This window comes from Streptococcus sp. 5905 (genome assembly GCF_013276505.1).
Lineage (GTDB): Bacteria > Bacillota > Bacilli > Lactobacillales > Streptococcaceae > Streptococcus.
Window position 1 is genome coordinate 71,355 of record NZ_VMLC01000003.1, and the last position, 15,469, is coordinate 86,823.

Below are 15,469 nucleotides of genomic sequence, written 5' to 3' on the forward strand. Positions count from 1 at the left end.
ATTTTTACAGTAGGTATAAAAAGGCTAGGGTCAAGAGACTTGCTAGAAGTCCAACTCCCCAAAAGAAGAAGTCAACCTTCCACTCGCTCCAAGGATTGCCCTTGCCTGAGAATCCTCCAAGTTCAAAATGGTGGTGGACAGGTGTCATACGGAAAATACGCTTCCCACCACTAAGTTTGAAGTAGGTAACCTGCATCATAACAGAGCTTGTCTCAAAGACATAGATAATCCCAATCAGCAAAAGAGTCCATTCTTGGTGGAGGGCCATAGAGATTGCTGCCAGCATCCCACCAAGAGCCAAACTACCCACATCTCCCATGAAGACCTTAGCAGGTTTGTGGTTAAAGACGAAGAAGCCTAGCAAACCACCAATCATGACAAGAATCACAAGAAGAATATCCAATTGATTTTGCATATAAGCAATCACACCGTAAGCTGACAAGCTAATCACCACGGAAATACTTGCTAAGCCGTCAATCCCGTCAGTCAGATTCACCGCATTGGAAAAACCAACTAGCCAGAAAAGGGCAAAGAAAATATAGAAAATACCTAGATGGATCTGGTAGCCAAAAACTGAAAGCATATCGCCACCACGCTCATAAAAGAGGTAGAAGATCACTCCTCCAAGGAGCTGGAGAGCAAGTTTTTGCTTAGGATTCAAGCCTTCGTTGATCTTACGAAAGACCTTGAGAAAATCATCCAAAAAGCCTACCAAACCATACAAAACCAAGATAAACAAAATCATGCCAACATTGTTGGTCAATTGTTGTGTAAAGAGAGCGACAAGGAAGCTCACAACAACTGCAACGATCAGGAAGACAATACCTCCCATGGTTGGAGTCCCAGCTTTAGCTTGGTGTTGCTTGACATCCTCATGCATCTGCTGTCCCGTAATCTGTGCTTTTCGATAAAATCGGATAAAGGCTGGAATACCTATCAAGGTCAATAGAAAGGCCAGAATTCCAGCACTAATGGAACTAATCATCTTAATCTCCTAAAGTTATTTTCATTTTTTTAATGTCTTTGAGAGCTGTATTGGCACGGACACTTTGTTTCTTGACTGTCTTACCGCTACCTTCCCACTCGACTTCTATATTTAGCCATTTGGCGAACGTTTGCACATTTTCATCTGTCCAGCCATACATATCAGGCATTTCTTCGACCTTATCAGACAGGATCAAGATCTGCTGATTGGCTTCCAAATTATCTCCTTCAGAAACCGAGAGATCCTTAATCTTGGTTCCTGTTCCGATAACGATTGGTTGGACAAGGTTACGACGCAATTCTTCTGCTAGGTCACCTGGGGTAAAGTCCTTGGTGGCAGGCATAGCATAACTTGTCGTCTTGCTAACCTGATCCAAGTTCTTGGCAGTTGACTGAAGATTGAGGGATTCTTTCATGGCAGAAGCTCGCTCAAGGATTGGGTTGGCAAACTCCCCAAGCTGAATACCTGAATAATGCTCTGGCTGTTGCACCGTCACATAGAGGATAAAGTCAGGATTTTCTGCAGGATGCATCGACACAACAGAGAAGATATAGTTGGTTTCACCTGTCAGGTAACCTCCATTTTTCTCATCGGCAATCTGAGCAGTCCCTGATTTCAGGGCGACATTCTGACCTGGAACATTGACAGTTGCTTTTCCTGTGCTATGGTTGTACATGGTACCATAGACAGGATCTGTTCCGACCATGACCATGTGATCCCGAGTAGAGGACGCTGCTGCTTTTGACACAGGATTTCCGACAATTTCCTTTTGAGACTTACGGACAGACTGGTCATTTGGATCATAGAGGGCACTGATAAATTTCGGCTCCAACATAACCCCATCGTTGGCAATGGCTGTAAAGGCACGAAGCATCTGGGTCTGGGTGACAGAGATCCCTTGTCCAAATGAACTCATGGCAATATTGACAATGTTATCCGCAGGCAATTGACCTGTGTACTCATCTGCCAGACCAAAACGGGTCGGCACCCCAAACTTAAAGCGGTTGAGATAGTCCAGCCAAGTTGCATCTCCCATCTTTTGCTCAAGCAAGGTCATCCCGATGTTACTTGAGTGGGCAAAACCTTGAGAGAAGGTCATAGTGCCACCACTAGTCAATCCTTCATTGACGTCCCAGTCACGAATGGTCGCATCAGCTATTTTCAATTCACTACTGTTAAAGTATTCACCACCGGGGAAGGTGTTGTTATCAATAGCTGAGGCCAACATCATCACCTTCATGGTCGATCCTGGCTCATAGTTGCTTTGATAAAGGATATCACGCCAGACAAAGTCTTTTGTAATGCCATCCTTGGTATCGGCATTAAAGGTCGGCCGTTGGGTTGTAGCCAGGATTTCCCCTGTCTTAGCGCTAACCAATGTAGCCGTCATGTACTTGCCTTTTACCTTTTCTTGGAAGAGATCCATCTGGGTTTCCATAAAGGATTGCAAAGGGCTGGAAATAGTCGTGTAGACATCCTTTCCATCTACCGTTTGTTGCGAGGCTTGTTCTGTTCCTGGAACAATATTTCCCAAGGGATCCTTTTCATAAGTAATGATTCCATCAGTCCCTGCAAGGATATTATTCAAGGAGCTTTCCATCCCTGATGTTCCAATTAAGCGTTTGGTGCCATCCTCATTTTCATGGAGTTGTGCGAGTCCGATAAAGGAAGAAGCAAACTGTCCATTGGGATAACTACGGTTAGGGCTAGTTGTAAAGTCAATCCCCTCGACACCAGCAGTTTTGAGGTCATTTTTAATAGCCATCATATTGGCATAGGTAATCCCATTTCCCTTGGTACCAAAGGATACCTGTTTCAGATCTGGCTGAGAAAGCTGTTCTTTGACATAGGACTCCTCCATATCCAGATACTTATGAAAAATTTCAGCTACCTTATTAAATTGAGAATCCTCTACATAGAGAATTTTACCTGTTGCTGACTTGTAGGTCTTGTCAATAACGGCATAGATATTATACGAAGTCGCATCCTCAGCAATAGGTGTTCCATTACGATCGTAGATGGTTCCCCGTTTTGCAGGAATCGTCTTGGTTGTTTGGTGAACCTTTTTAGCCTCTTTAACCAAGTCCTTACCAAATTTTTTACCCGTTCCGATAATGACCGCAAAGTTAACCAAAAAGACAGCGAAGAGTATGACAGCCAATAAACTCAGACTTTTCCCTACTCTTCGGCGGTTTTCTTCTGGAGATTTACGGTTACGAACGGCATAACGGATGATTTTTTCTTTCCACTGTTTCATTTCTTACTCCGCTGCTCGGATATTTTCGTTATTCAGCTGCAAATCCTTGGAGTTTGCAATTTCTTTCAAACGTTCTGAACGAATCAATTCATTGACCTCTTGCTTGGCATCGTCTAGCTCGGTTTTCTTTTCTTCGATTTGAGCATTGACCTTGGTCAGTTCATTCTGAACTTGTAATAGCTTGGTCTGCATAAACACAACGCTAATTGCCAGGATAATCATTGTTGCGGCAATCGAAACATAGAAGGCCTTTTCCACACGTGAAAAACCTTTAAACTTCGTTTGCAATAACTGGCTTGTTTTTTCGATTCTTTCTGCCATGTTTTTCCTCTTACTTATGAATTTTTTTAGCCACGCGCAACTTGGCTGAATGCGAACGATTGTTGGCTTCTAGCTCTTCAGCACTTGGCAAGATTGGCTTGCGGGATACCAATTCCATCTTGGGCTTAAGGTCATCTGGAATGAAGGGCAAGCCTTTGGGAACTTCCACTGTTGAAGCTTCTTTGAATAATTGCTTGGTCAAACGGTCTTCCAGCGAATGGAAGGTAATGACCGAGATTCTACCATCCAAAGCCAGCATGTCCATGGCCTGCTGGATGGATTCATCTGCCGCACCCAGCTCATCATTGACTTCGATTCGGATAGCCTGAAAAATCTGCTTGGCAGGGTGTCCCTTTTTCTTGAGTTCCTTGGCAGGCTTGGCAGACTTGATAATTTCTGCCAACTCCGTCGTTGTCTCAATTGGTTTCACCTCACGCGCTTGCTCAATCTTACGAGCTATCTGTTTAGAGAATTTATCCTCACCATACTTGAAAAAGATCCGAACCAAGTCATGATAGTCATAATGATTGACCACCTCATAGGCTGTCAGACTAGCTTCCTGATTCATCCGCATATCCAGTGGCGCATCCTTTTTATAAGAAAAGCCACGCTCACGCTGATCCAGCTGAGGACTGGACACTCCCAAGTCATAACAAATTCCATCAATTTCCTGGACACCAGCCTCCTGCAAACGTGCCTGCAAATGACGGAAGTTATCCTTGATAAAAGTCACCATCCCCTTTTCGATATAGGGTGCCAACCGTTTTTGCGCATTGTCAATAGCATTCTGGTCCTGGTCAAAGGCATAGAGATGCCCTTTTTCGCTCAATTTACTTAATAAATATTCGCTATGGCCTGCTCCGCCCAAAGTCGCATCAACGTAGATACCGTCAGGTTTTACGTCAAGCATATCAATCGTTTCATGAAGCAAGACCGTTACATGATGAAATTCTTTTGTCATATCTTATCTATTTTACCACAAATCTGACCAGCTTGCACTTGTCAGACAAAGCTAAGTTTCTTCGAAAAAAATTCTTAAAAAAATGTCGTATATACTTGACACCTCACCCTCAAAAGAATATAATGTAGTCAAATATATACGACATATCAAAAAGGAGAACAGATGAATCGTGTCAAAGAATTCCGCAAGGAACTGGGCATTTCCCAGCTCGAGCTCGCCAAAGATATCGGTGTCTCGAGACAGACCATCAACATGATTGAAAATGACAAGTACAATCCTACTCTAGAACTTTGTCTCAATCTCGCCCGCAGCCTCCAAACTGACCTCAACAGTCTCTTTTGGGAAGACGATTTTTAAAAAAAGGAGCAAACAAATGAAAAAAGAAACTCTCACTGAAAAACTCATTAAACGCATATACGGTATTTCTGGTCCCCTTGACGAACACAAACGGCGCGAGGCCGATCGTATCGGGAATCAGGTCTTTATTGTCCTCTTTTATCTGATGACATTTGGCAATCTTATCCCGCTCTTTCTTGCCTATAAATACCCGCAAATTGTCGCTATCGGCTATCCTCTTGTGGTATTCGGCATTTCGATGATAGTTGCCCTCTATGTGATCTCTCAAACCAAGAAAACGGGCATCACAGCTATTGATCCCGAAATGCTGAGTCAAAAAGAAAGCAAACAGCTACATTTTCCTGGTCTAAAAGCGGGCCTAATCTATGGCATGGGCATGTTCTTTGGAATACCGCTTCTGAATGTCCTAACCGATGATAGCAAGGATTATCTTAGCTCTCTTTTAAATACAGGGCATTTTGTATCAACTATCCTAGCTACTTTCTTCTTCGGATTAATAGTACAAACTGCCATCTCCCATCGCATTGCAAAAGCCAAGGAAGATCAGGACGACTAGGAGGCGCCTTATGAAATCACTAGCTAAATTACTGATCAGTCATGTTTTTATCAGTATCTTTGTTACCTTTTTCCTACTTTCTGGACATATTGAGCATCCTTTCTTGATTATCTTTCTTTTATTCCTTCCTGTATTGAACAAGGGACAGAGATTCCAGAAAATCCAATCAAAAAAAATACGTCTTCTAAACGCATCTCTCTGTTTTATCCTCGTATCCTTTCCACAACTTTTAACAAATCCTATGGATTGGAGATACCTGGTATTTCTAATAATCTGTATCATTTTTAGTTTGGTTTACGTCTATACTCTCTATCAACTCTTTAAAGAAGTCAATCAAAAATCGCTCATTTAGGAGATTACTCCCATGAAAAAAGAAAATTTCACCACTCGCTTACTCAAACTATTCTTTCACATACAAGGCCCCTTTGATGAATGCCGCCAAGAGATGATCTACAGGGCTTGTTCCCGTGCCTTAATCCAAATCGTTTACTCCTCCCTCCTACTCTTCTTGTTCTATCTCCTATTTGGACGCTTCATAGAGTTGGTTCGAGAGGCCATGCCCTACCTCTATTTTGGACTTATCTTCGTTCTCTCATCTAGGGCGAGACTAGCAGTTCGCAACTTACATTTGGACAAGGATGACCCGTCCGAAATCCATCACAAAAGCTACAGCAAAAGTCAAATCAAAGTTCGTAGTTGGGGTGTATTCATCAGTATTCCAATTGGCTTGTTTGTCTTATCAGCCTTTCACAAACTCTTTGTTCAGCATCTTCCCCTCGATACCTTTTGGGACAATCTCTCCCAGTTCGATAAAATGCTCCCTTTACTAGTCTTGGGATTGGGTATTGGTGCCATCTTTGGAACCATGACCTACGCCTTTTTATCGGAACACGTTAAAAAATAGACCAAGATTCGCTAATTTTTCGTTTTATAGGTTTGAATGATCAAATTAAGTACACCATTTACCACAAAATACTTCATAAGGAGTTTCCCTATTAAGACATTACTTAGATAAGAAGGGAATTCAATCATCAATATTACGCAAGGGCAACAATCCAGACAATGGCATAATGGAGTCTTTCTTTAGCATTTTAGAATCCGAGATGTTTTATGATTTTGAAAAGGCGATTGTCAATTACATCAATTACTACAACAACAAACGAATTAAAGTCAAACTAAAAGGACTTAGTCTTGTGCAATACAGAACTAAATCCTTTACTTAAATTATTTGTCTAACTTTTGGGGTGCGGTACAATAGCGGGTGGTTTAGTTGTCAGTAGACTAGAAATGATGATATTATGGCCTCGTTATCTCAAATACTGCTGTATGAACCCACTCATTATGAATGTGTAAGTCATTTTCTATCATCCTACTAATAAAGGTGAAACCATTTTTTATATTCACCCTCTGAGAGGCCAGATTACCCGTTGCCGTTCCTGCAATGATTCTATTGAAACCATAAGTCGTGAATGCCTTGTCTAAAACGAGCTTAACTGCTTCGCTGGCATAGCCTAAGTTAGTAACATTTTCCCCAATCCTATACCCAAGTCCTGCTGTATTTCGATCATTCTCTAAGACACTTAAATTGATTCTTCCGACCATAACACCTTGCGAATCTCTAATGAGATGCATGTAGACATCACGATTCGTTTGTTCCGTCAACAAGTCCCTTGTAATTTCTTTAAAACCTTCTAAATCAAAATAGTTAGCTGGTCTAGGAGGTAAATTTCGTTCAAAATACTCCCGATTTTCTTTTTCAAAAGAATAAACGTCTAGACTATTTTCTTCAGACAACAGCTCTAAACTGATCATTGTAAATCATCTCCCGTCATTATCTGCATTCAACATTCTTCTCATGTTTACACAAAGTGAAATTTAAAGAATTTAAAGAAATCCTTTTGTTTTCTATATAGTTTCTATATTATAACACAAAATACTATGGATAAGCATAATATTCAAGGCGCCACACTAGCAAAACTAGCTGGAGTTTCGCTTGAGGCCATTTCAGAAGCTCTTACTCATAGTGATAAAGAAATTACAAAAACTTACGTTAATACCAAAGATAAAGTCAATCAGACTGTAGGTGATATTGCGTTTCGTAGTTTAAAAAATTGATGGGGTGAATATGGGGTGAATTTTGGGGTGAACTTTGATTTTTTGAAACAAAAAAGACATCCAAGAGTAAATTCTTGAATGTCTGTAAACGTTGATATAATCGTATTGATTAACGTTTAGAGGCAACTGACTTTGTCAGGTTGCAGCCACATTTGTAAGCGACTAAAGTCGCAACAACTGTGTCAATTGCACCAATTTAGTATGAAAATATAAAAAAGAACACCCCGAAAGGTGCTCTTTGTAAGTATAGTAATTCTCTCGAATTAACGTTTACTAAATTGTGATGCTTTACGAGCTTTCTTAAGACCTGGTTTCTTACGTTCAACTTTACGTGAGTCACGTGTAAGAAGTCCTGCGCGTTTCAATGAATCGCGGAAGTCTGGGTCTACTTGAAGAAGGGCACGAGCGATACCGTGACGGATAGCTCCTGATTGACCAGCGTATCCACCACCTACAACGTTAACGAAAACGTCGTATGAACCTACAGTTGAAGTAACCGCGAATGGTTGGTTGATAACGAGACGAAGGTCAGCGTGTGGGATGTACTCTTCAACATCTTTTTTGTTAACAGTGATTTTACCAGTTCCTGGAACAAGGCGAACGCGTGCAACAGCGTTTTTACGACGTCCAGTACCTGCATATTGTGCTTGTGACATACTTTATTGTTCCTTTCCTTAGATAAGTCCTGAAATATCAAGAACTTCTGGTTGTTGTGCAGCGTGAGTGTGCTCAGATCCAACGAATACTTTCAATTTCATACCTTGAGCGCGACCAAGAGTATTGTGTGGAAGCATACCTTTAACTGATTTTTCGATCAAACGTACTGCATTTTTAGAACGAAGTTCACCAGCAGAGATTTGTTTCAATCCACCTGGGTGGTTTGAGTGAGTGTAGTAGATCTTATCAGTTGCTTTTTTACCAGTCAATTTAACTTTTTCAGCATTGATAACGATTACGAAGTCACCTGTATCAGTGTGTGGTGTGAATGTTGGTTTGTTTTTTCCGCGAAGTACGCTAGCAACAACTGCTGAAAGGCGTCCAAGAGGTACATCAGTTGCGTCAACAACGTACCATTTGCGTTCTACTTGGCCTGGTTTAGCCATGAATGTAGTTTTGTTCATGATTTCTCCTATATGAATATCGTTTTTGTTTACAAGGCGGATGTTCCGGTCCGCGGGGTATTTGAAAGGTTCCGGGGCCTTACAAATGGGGTAAACAATACCGTCTACTATCATACCAAATTTTACTACTAAAAGTCAATAGATATGAAAAATATTTTTACCGATTTCGGTGTTTAACATCTAGAAAAACCTCGCTTTTGCGAGGCTCTCCTATTTATAAGCTAAGGCACGTTTAAAGGTTTTCCAGATTCCCAAATCATCCGTTTGAAGGACTAGACTAGCATACATGCGTCCGATAAAGGCAGTTGCAGTGACTGCAAAAACAACCGTTATAGCAAGTGAAATCCAAGCTTCTAGACCACTTGCATACCCATTTATAGCTCTAAATGGCATAAAGAAAGTCGAAATGAAAGGAATGTAGGAACCAATTTTCAGAACTAAATTATCCCCAGCAGCACCTAGAGAGGTCACACCGACAAATCCTGCTATAATCAAGATCATCAATGGAGACAAGGCCTTTCCTGAGTCCTCAGGGCGAGAAACCATGGATCCTAGGAAAGCTGCTAAAACAACGTACATAAAGAGACTAACCAAGACAAACAATAAAGTATTGAGCGAGAAGGCCTCTCCCAAGTGGTTTAAAATACCAGATTGTGCCAAGATAGGGATATCTTTAAAGAGCAGAATGGCAGCAAGCCCACCCACGACGTAAATCCCAATATGGGTCAAAATCACAAGAAGCAGAGCCAGCATGCGAGCGTAGAAATAATGACTAGCTCGGATACTAGAAAAGACCACTTCCATGATTTTGGTTCCTTTCTCGCTAGCCACTTCCTGAGCAGTGACACTAGCATAGGTAATCAAAATCATATAAAGGAAGAAACCAAGGCCCGCGGCCGCAATGGTTTGAACAATTTTTTTATTCTCCTTGGATTCATCAATCTTCTCAGTAAAGTCAACGGTTTGACTCAGGCGTTTTTCCTGTTCTTGAGACAAATTGGCTGCCGAACGATTGAGTTGGTATTGCAGTTCATTTAGCTTATTGGTTACAGCCAGCTTGATGCCACTTTCAAGAGAGGTTTCACCATGATAGACGGCCTTGATGACGCTGTCCTCTTGGTCGACGGTTAGGTAACCCTTGATTTTCTCATCCTTGACAGCCTGCTGAGCACTGGCCTCATCTGTATAGTCAAAGTTAATCCCATTGGTACCCTTGAGTCCTTCAGCTACAGATGGCACTGTTGTTACTACTGCTATCTTGCTATTTTTAGCCATCGAAGAATTTTGTAGATAGCCAATTCCTACAGATAAGGCTAAAAATAGGAACGGCGAAATCACCATAAAGAAGAAACTCCACGACTTGACATGCCGAAGATAGGTTTCCTTCATTACAACCCACATATTTTTCATACTTCCACCCCTGATTCTAGTTTAAAGATTTCATCGATTGTTGGAGCTTGTTGGTCAAAGGTCGCAATATATTGACCTTGAGTCAGGATTGGGAAGAGTTCCCTTCCAGCACTCTCATCATCGAGGATCAATTTCCAACTGCCTTGCTTGGTCAAGCTCACCTGTTTGACATGAGGAAGTTTTTCCAGTTCTTCCTTGCTTCGTTCACTTGAAACAAAGAGACGTGTTTTCCCGTATTGATTGCGAACCTCTTGGACTGGTCCATGTAAGACCACACGCCCATCACGAATCATCAGAATATCATCACAAAGTTCCTCGACGTTGGTCATGACATGGTCAGAAAAGATAATGATTGCACCGCGCTCTTTCTCTTTCAAGATGACCTGTTTGAGCAACTCGGTATTGACTGGATCCAAACCACTAAAAGGCTCATCCAGGATAATCAAGTCTGGTTCATGGATCAGGGTAATAATCAACTGGATTTTCTGCTGATTCCCTTTGGAGAGGCTCTTGATTTTGTCGGTCAATTTGCCCTTCACTTCCAATTTTTCCATCCATTGAGGGAGTTTTTCCTTGACCTCCTTAGCATCCATGCCCTTTAGAGTAGCCAAGTAGCGAACTTGCTCAAGGACTGTCAACTTAGGCATGAGACTTCGTTCCTCAGGCAGATAGCCAATCCGAGCGTAGGTCTCCTGACGAATCTCCTGCCCATCCAGACTGATTTCTCCTTGATAGTCCAAAAATTTCAACATACTGTGGAAAATCGTTGTTTTCCCAGCACCATTTTTCCCGACCAGTCCCAAAATTCGTCCTGGACTTGCCTGAAAATCGACACCAAACAAGACTTGCTTGGAACCGAAACTTTTCTCTAGATTTCTTACTTCTAGCATTTTCCACCTCCGAAATATGTTGCACTTATTATACTCCTTTTTGATAGCCTTTACAAGGATTTATGTACATTTTTATCTTGTTCATCCTTCCTTAAAAACCAAACTCTCTAAGGATTTTGAGTACCCAAGTGATAGAACAATTATAGCCCATTAAAGTGCATACAGATGCTCTTACTCCTCAATTGTCCATTTTTGATCCTGAATTGTCATTTTGAAAAGCAAAAAATCCACCCCGAAGGATGGATTGATGAGTTAACGTACTTCTGCATTCACTTTTTCTTCGAGTGATGCTTGGATTTTTTCCATGTAGCGTGCGACTTCTTCGTCCGTTAAGCTATCTTCTGGATTTTGGAAGGTCAAGCTATAGGCCATTGACTTCATTCCAAGTCCCAGTTTTTCACCTGAGAAGACGTCAAAGAGTTTGATATCTGTCAAACGTTTCACGCCTGCAGCTTGGATAGCATCTACAACTTCTTGGTGAGTCACTTCTGCCTTGAGGAGTAGGGCCACGTCACGACTGACTGCTGGGAATTTGGTGATTTCCACAAATGGAGCAGCTGGTTGAAGGGCAGCTTCGATGGCTGAAAGATTGAGCTCCGCTACATACGTTTCTGGAATATCATAAGCCTTGGCAGTGACCGGATGCACTTGACCAAGGAAACCAAGAACTTGGTCACCGAGTGAAATCACGGCTGTACGTCCTGGGTGGAGACTTGCAATCTCAGCTGTAGCTGTATAGGTCACTTCTAGTCCCAAGCGAGTAAAGAGCTCTTCAAGGATTCCCTTAGCATAGAAGAAATCAACTGGGACTGCTGCCGTTTGGAAATCTTTTTCAGCAACCAAGCCTGTCAATGCAAAGGAAAAGCTGTTGATTTCATTTGGAAGTTCTTCTTTTGGATTACCTGTTTGTTCAAAGACTTTTCCAATCTCATAAAGAGCCAAGTTTTTGTTCTTACGAGCCACGTTGTAGGCCACCGTATCAAGGATACCTGAGACCATATTTTGACGGAGAACGGAACGGTCCACTGTCATTGGCCACATGAGTTCTGTCAGCTTGCTTGGTTGAGCTGTGAACTCAACCGCTTTTTCAGGCGTTGTTAGAGCGTAGGTGATGATTTCTGTCAATCCTGCTCCTTCGGCGATGGTACGAACTTGACGGCGAAGTTTTTGTGTCGCAGTCAATTCACCAGCTGTACCGTCATCTTTTGGAAGACTAGTTGGCAAACGATCGTAACCATAGATACGAGCGATTTCTTCAAAGAGGTCAGCTTCGATGGTGATATCCCAACGACGACGGGGTACGCTGACTGTAAATGATTCTGCATTGCCAGAAAGGCCAAAGCCAAGACGACGGAAGACATCTTCGACATCAGTGTATGAAAGCTCCGTACCAAGGACACGGTTAACATCAGCAAGAGTCGAAGAAACTTCCACATCTGAAGTATCAAGCTGGCCTGCTGAAACGATGCCCTTACGCACCGTCGCACCTGCAAGATCAGCAATCATGCTAGCTGCCGCATCAAGGGCTTCATTAACAGTTGCCACATTGATGCCTTTTTCAAAGCGAGAAGACGACTCAGAACGAAGGTTCAGACGACCACTAGTCTTACGAATCGATTTGCCATTGAAAACAGCAGCTTCAAGGACAACGCGACTAGAATTTTCAGAGATTTCTGTTGCTTGACCACCCATGACACCTGCAAGGGCTACTAGCTTGTCTGCGACAGTGATGACTATGTCATTTGTTTCCAAGTCACGTTCTTCACCGTCCAAGGTCACCAATTTTTCACCAGCACGCGCTTCACGCACACGAATCTCGCTTCCTTCAAAGGTATCCAAGTCAAAGGCATGCATAGGTTGACCAAAGTAGAGCAGGATGTAGTTGGTCACGTCAACTACGTTATTGATTGGACGGATGCCTTCGTTCATAAGGAGGTTTTGCAACCATTGTGGACTTGGTGCAATGGTCACATTATCCAAGATACGGGCAGCATAGTAAGGTGCCTTGTCTGTGTCAATGCTGACAGAAAGAGCATCTGCTGCAGCTTGGTCTGTTTCTGTTAAACTGAATTTTTTAAAGTTGACTGCCTTGTCATAGATAGCTGCCACTTCGTGCGCTACTCCACGCATAGATAGAGCATCTGCACGGTTTGGTGTGATAGAAAGTTCGATGATTTCATCGTCCAAGTCTAAGTAAGAAAAGACTTCATCCCCAGGAACAGCATCTTGAGGCAAGATTTGAATACCATCTGCGAATTCCTTTGGTACAACTGAGTCAGAAATTCCCAATTCACCAAGTGAACAGATCATCCCAAGTGACTCCAAGCCACGGATTTTTCCTTTTTTGATCTTGTAGTTGTCAGCGATACGAGCTCCTGGAAGTGCCACCATGACCTTGATGCCTGCACGCACATTTGGTGCTCCACAGACGATTTGACGAGCCTCTTCTTCGCCCACATTAACCTGACAAACATGAAGGTGCGTTTCTGGCACATCTTCGCAAGACAAGACCTCACCGACGACAATTTTTGAGAGACCGGCAGCTGGTGATTCGACACCCTCTACCTCAATCCCTGTAGTTGACATTTTTTCAGCCAACTCTTGTGATGGCACATCAATGTCCACCAATTCTTTTAACCATTTATAAGATACAAGCATAATTTAGTTCTCCAGAATGACAGTTGCCACTCTAGTTCTTTTCCTTTCCTATCATTTCAATAGAAGAATTCTCTTCTTACCTTAATTTCTTTTTCAGTAACCAATCTGTATCTACTTTTTGACCAACCATAAAACTATGTTGGCTAAATTTTTCAAAACCATATCGGTTATAAAACGCTTGAGCTTTTGTATTATGCTCCCAAACACCTAACCAAGCCCAGGAAAAACTATTTTTGGTAGCAAGTTCAAGAGCGAATTCAAACAGTTGCTTACCTAGTCCAAATCCTTGGAATTTTTGTAGCACATAGAGGCGTTGAATTTCAAAAGCGTTCTCTAATTCTCTCTCAGTTTGAGCATTTCCCCAGTTGACTTTGAGAAAACCAGCTATCTCCTCTTCATGCATAATGAAATAGGTTTCGGAATCTGGATTTTCCAACTCAGTTGACAAAACTCTCAGACTATAAGTCTCTTCAAAGTATTCCTGTAACTGCTCTTCCGTATTATCATGAGCAAATGTTTCACGAAAGGTTTGTTTGGCAATTTTGGACAACACCCCAATATCTGCCTTTTCTACTTTTCTAATCATTATTTAAACTGTTCTGAGAAGCGGACATCTCCTTGATAGAATCCACGGATATCGTTGATCCCGTAACGAAGCATGGCTACACGCTCTTGTCCAAGACCAAAGGCAAATCCAGAGTAGACAGTCGCATCGATTCCACTCATTTCAAGGACACGTGGGTGAACCATACCGGCACCCATAATCTCGATCCAACCTGTTTTTTTACATACGTTACAGCCTTCTCCACCACACTTGAAGCAGGAAACATCCACCTCAACAGATGGCTCTGTGAATGGGAAATAAGATGGACGCAGACGGATCTGGCGCTCTTCCCCAAACATTTTTTGCACAATCAATTGAAGAGTTCCCTGAAGATCTGCCATGGAGATGTTTTTCCCAACAACCAATCCTTCGATTTGGTGGAATTGATGACTGTGGGTTGCATCGTCTGTGTCACGACGGAACACGCGCCCCGGTGAGATCATTTTCAAAGGACCTTTTGAAAAATCATGAGCATCCATAGCACGCGCCTGAACTGGAGACGTGTGGGTACGGAGTAAAATCTCTTCTGTGATGTAGAAAGTATCCTGCATATCACGGGCTGGGTGATCTTTCGGAAGGTTCATACGTTCGAAGTTGTAGTAGTCTTGCTCCACTTCAAAACCATCCACGACTTGGTACCCCATCCCGATGAAAATATCTTCGATTTCTTCACTGGTTTGTGTAAGAACATGACGGTGACCAACCGCAAAAGGACGACCTGGAAGTGTCACATCGATGCTCTCACTAGCCAGTTGAGCTGCAACTTTCTTTTCTTCCAAGAGTTTCGCTGTTTCTTCAAAAGCAGCTGTCAAGACATCGCGAGCTTCATTGACGTGTTTCCCGATAACAGGGCGCATTTCAGCCGATACATCCTTCATCCCTTTAAGGATTTCAGTAAGCGACCCTTTTTTACCAAGGACAGAGACACGCAAGTCTTGCATCTCTTTTTCATTTTCAGCAGTAATCTGCTTCAAGCTAGCCAGCGTTTCTTCACGAAGCGCTTTTAATTGTTCTTCAATAGTTGACATAATTCCTCCATCAGTCGCTCAGTCGCTCGTAGATAAAAAGAAAACCACATGCCAAAAACTCCACTCGGAGCGTTGACACGCGGTACCATCCGTTTCATCTGACAAGTCAGACCTTCATTTCTAAATCCATGCGCAAGTGAATTCACTCAGCTTTCATATAGAGAGCTTACAGTCATGGCTCTCCTCCCTGATATACTTCCCTTGAG

General features: G+C 42.4%; 16 protein-coding genes and 2 pseudogenes. 6 read left to right on the forward strand and 12 right to left on the reverse strand.

What is annotated here, in order from left to right; all coding sequences use genetic code 11:
- Positions 1-4 precede the first annotated feature (4 nt).
- The 4 genes from mraY to rsmH are packed head-to-tail and all read right to left on the reverse strand — an operon-like array spanning position 5 to position 4,524.
- Complete coding sequence (mraY, locus tag HT680_RS05925; RefSeq protein ID WP_173258980.1) at positions 5-985, reverse strand: phospho-N-acetylmuramoyl-pentapeptide-transferase; 981 nt, start codon at positions 983-985, stop codon at positions 5-7.
- A gap of 1 nt (position 986) precedes the next feature.
- The gene (pbp2X, locus tag HT680_RS05930; protein ID WP_173258983.1) at positions 987-3,242 is read right to left on the reverse strand and encodes a penicillin-binding protein PBP2X; all 2,256 of its coding nucleotides are present in this window, start codon (positions 3,240-3,242) and stop codon (positions 987-989) included.
- A 3-nt stretch (positions 3,243-3,245) separates the two neighbouring features.
- A complete protein-coding gene (gene ftsL / locus HT680_RS05935; RefSeq protein WP_000840795.1) occupies positions 3,246-3,563 on the reverse strand; it encodes a cell division protein FtsL in 318 nt (105 codons plus the stop codon).
- A gap of 10 nt (positions 3,564-3,573) precedes the next feature.
- Positions 3,574-4,524, reverse strand: coding sequence for a 16S rRNA (cytosine(1402)-N(4))-methyltransferase RsmH (gene rsmH, locus HT680_RS05940; protein WP_125395223.1), 951 nt, complete (start codon positions 4,522-4,524; stop codon positions 3,574-3,576).
- Between the two features lie 162 nt (positions 4,525-4,686).
- On the opposite strand from rsmH, the gene HT680_RS05945 reads away from it, so the two are divergent.
- The 5 genes and pseudogenes from HT680_RS05945 to HT680_RS05960 form a co-directional block, all read left to right on the forward strand.
- The gene (locus HT680_RS05945; protein ID WP_001082470.1) at positions 4,687-4,881 is read left to right on the forward strand and encodes a helix-turn-helix transcriptional regulator; all 195 of its coding nucleotides are present in this window, start codon (positions 4,687-4,689) and stop codon (positions 4,879-4,881) included.
- 16 nt (positions 4,882-4,897) lie between these two features.
- Positions 4,898-5,437, forward strand: coding sequence for a DUF3278 domain-containing protein (locus HT680_RS05950; RefSeq protein ID WP_173258985.1), 540 nt, complete (start codon positions 4,898-4,900; stop codon positions 5,435-5,437).
- A 10-nt stretch (positions 5,438-5,447) separates the two neighbouring features.
- On the forward strand, positions 5,448-5,789 hold the full coding sequence (locus tag HT680_RS09185) for a hypothetical protein (RefSeq protein ID WP_240146464.1): 342 nt from the start codon (positions 5,448-5,450) through the stop codon (positions 5,787-5,789).
- A gap of 12 nt (positions 5,790-5,801) precedes the next feature.
- The gene (locus HT680_RS05955; protein WP_173258988.1) at positions 5,802-6,341 is read left to right on the forward strand and encodes a DUF3278 domain-containing protein; all 540 of its coding nucleotides are present in this window, start codon (positions 5,802-5,804) and stop codon (positions 6,339-6,341) included.
- A 100-nt stretch (positions 6,342-6,441) separates the two neighbouring features.
- A pseudogene (locus HT680_RS05960) lies at positions 6,442-6,660 on the forward strand (IS3 family transposase); the annotation flags it as partial.
- Between the two features lie 73 nt (positions 6,661-6,733).
- Here HT680_RS05960 and HT680_RS05965 read toward each other — a convergent pair.
- Entirely contained in the window at positions 6,734-7,249 is a 516-nt protein-coding gene (locus tag HT680_RS05965; protein WP_173258991.1) for a GNAT family N-acetyltransferase, read from the reverse strand.
- Positions 7,250-7,396: 147 nt separating this feature from the next.
- On the opposite strand from HT680_RS05965, the pseudogene HT680_RS05970 reads away from it, so the two are divergent.
- A pseudogene (locus HT680_RS05970) lies at positions 7,397-7,552 on the forward strand (site-specific integrase); the annotation flags it as partial.
- A 263-nt stretch (positions 7,553-7,815) separates the two neighbouring features.
- Here HT680_RS05970 and rpsI read toward each other — a convergent pair.
- From rpsI to pheS, 7 genes are all read right to left on the reverse strand, one after another.
- Positions 7,816-8,208, reverse strand: coding sequence for a 30S ribosomal protein S9 (gene rpsI, locus HT680_RS05975; protein WP_000075973.1), 393 nt, complete (start codon positions 8,206-8,208; stop codon positions 7,816-7,818).
- Positions 8,209-8,226: 18 nt separating this feature from the next.
- Complete coding sequence (gene rplM / locus HT680_RS05980) at positions 8,227-8,673, reverse strand: 50S ribosomal protein L13 (RefSeq protein WP_088783520.1); 447 nt, start codon at positions 8,671-8,673, stop codon at positions 8,227-8,229.
- Between the two features lie 210 nt (positions 8,674-8,883).
- The gene (locus tag HT680_RS05985) at positions 8,884-10,083 is read right to left on the reverse strand and encodes an ABC transporter permease (RefSeq protein WP_173258993.1); all 1,200 of its coding nucleotides are present in this window, start codon (positions 10,081-10,083) and stop codon (positions 8,884-8,886) included.
- Positions 10,080-10,973, reverse strand: coding sequence for an ABC transporter ATP-binding protein (locus HT680_RS05990; protein WP_173258995.1), 894 nt, complete (start codon positions 10,971-10,973; stop codon positions 10,080-10,082). Before HT680_RS05990 ends, HT680_RS05985 begins: the two co-directional genes overlap by 4 nt.
- Before the next feature lie 252 nt (positions 10,974-11,225).
- Complete coding sequence (gene pheT / locus HT680_RS05995; protein WP_173258997.1) at positions 11,226-13,631, reverse strand: phenylalanine--tRNA ligase subunit beta; 2,406 nt, start codon at positions 13,629-13,631, stop codon at positions 11,226-11,228.
- Positions 13,632-13,707: 76 nt separating this feature from the next.
- Positions 13,708-14,217, reverse strand: a complete 510-nt coding sequence (locus HT680_RS06000) for a GNAT family N-acetyltransferase (RefSeq protein ID WP_173258999.1) — start codon at positions 14,215-14,217, stop codon at positions 13,708-13,710.
- Positions 14,217-15,263 (reverse strand): phenylalanine--tRNA ligase subunit alpha, encoded by a 1,047-nt coding sequence (gene pheS, locus HT680_RS06005; RefSeq protein ID WP_173259001.1) that lies wholly within the window; start codon positions 15,261-15,263, stop codon positions 14,217-14,219. The genes HT680_RS06000 and pheS overlap by 1 nt, the downstream gene beginning before the upstream one ends.
- Between the last annotated feature and the right edge of the window lie 206 nt (positions 15,264-15,469).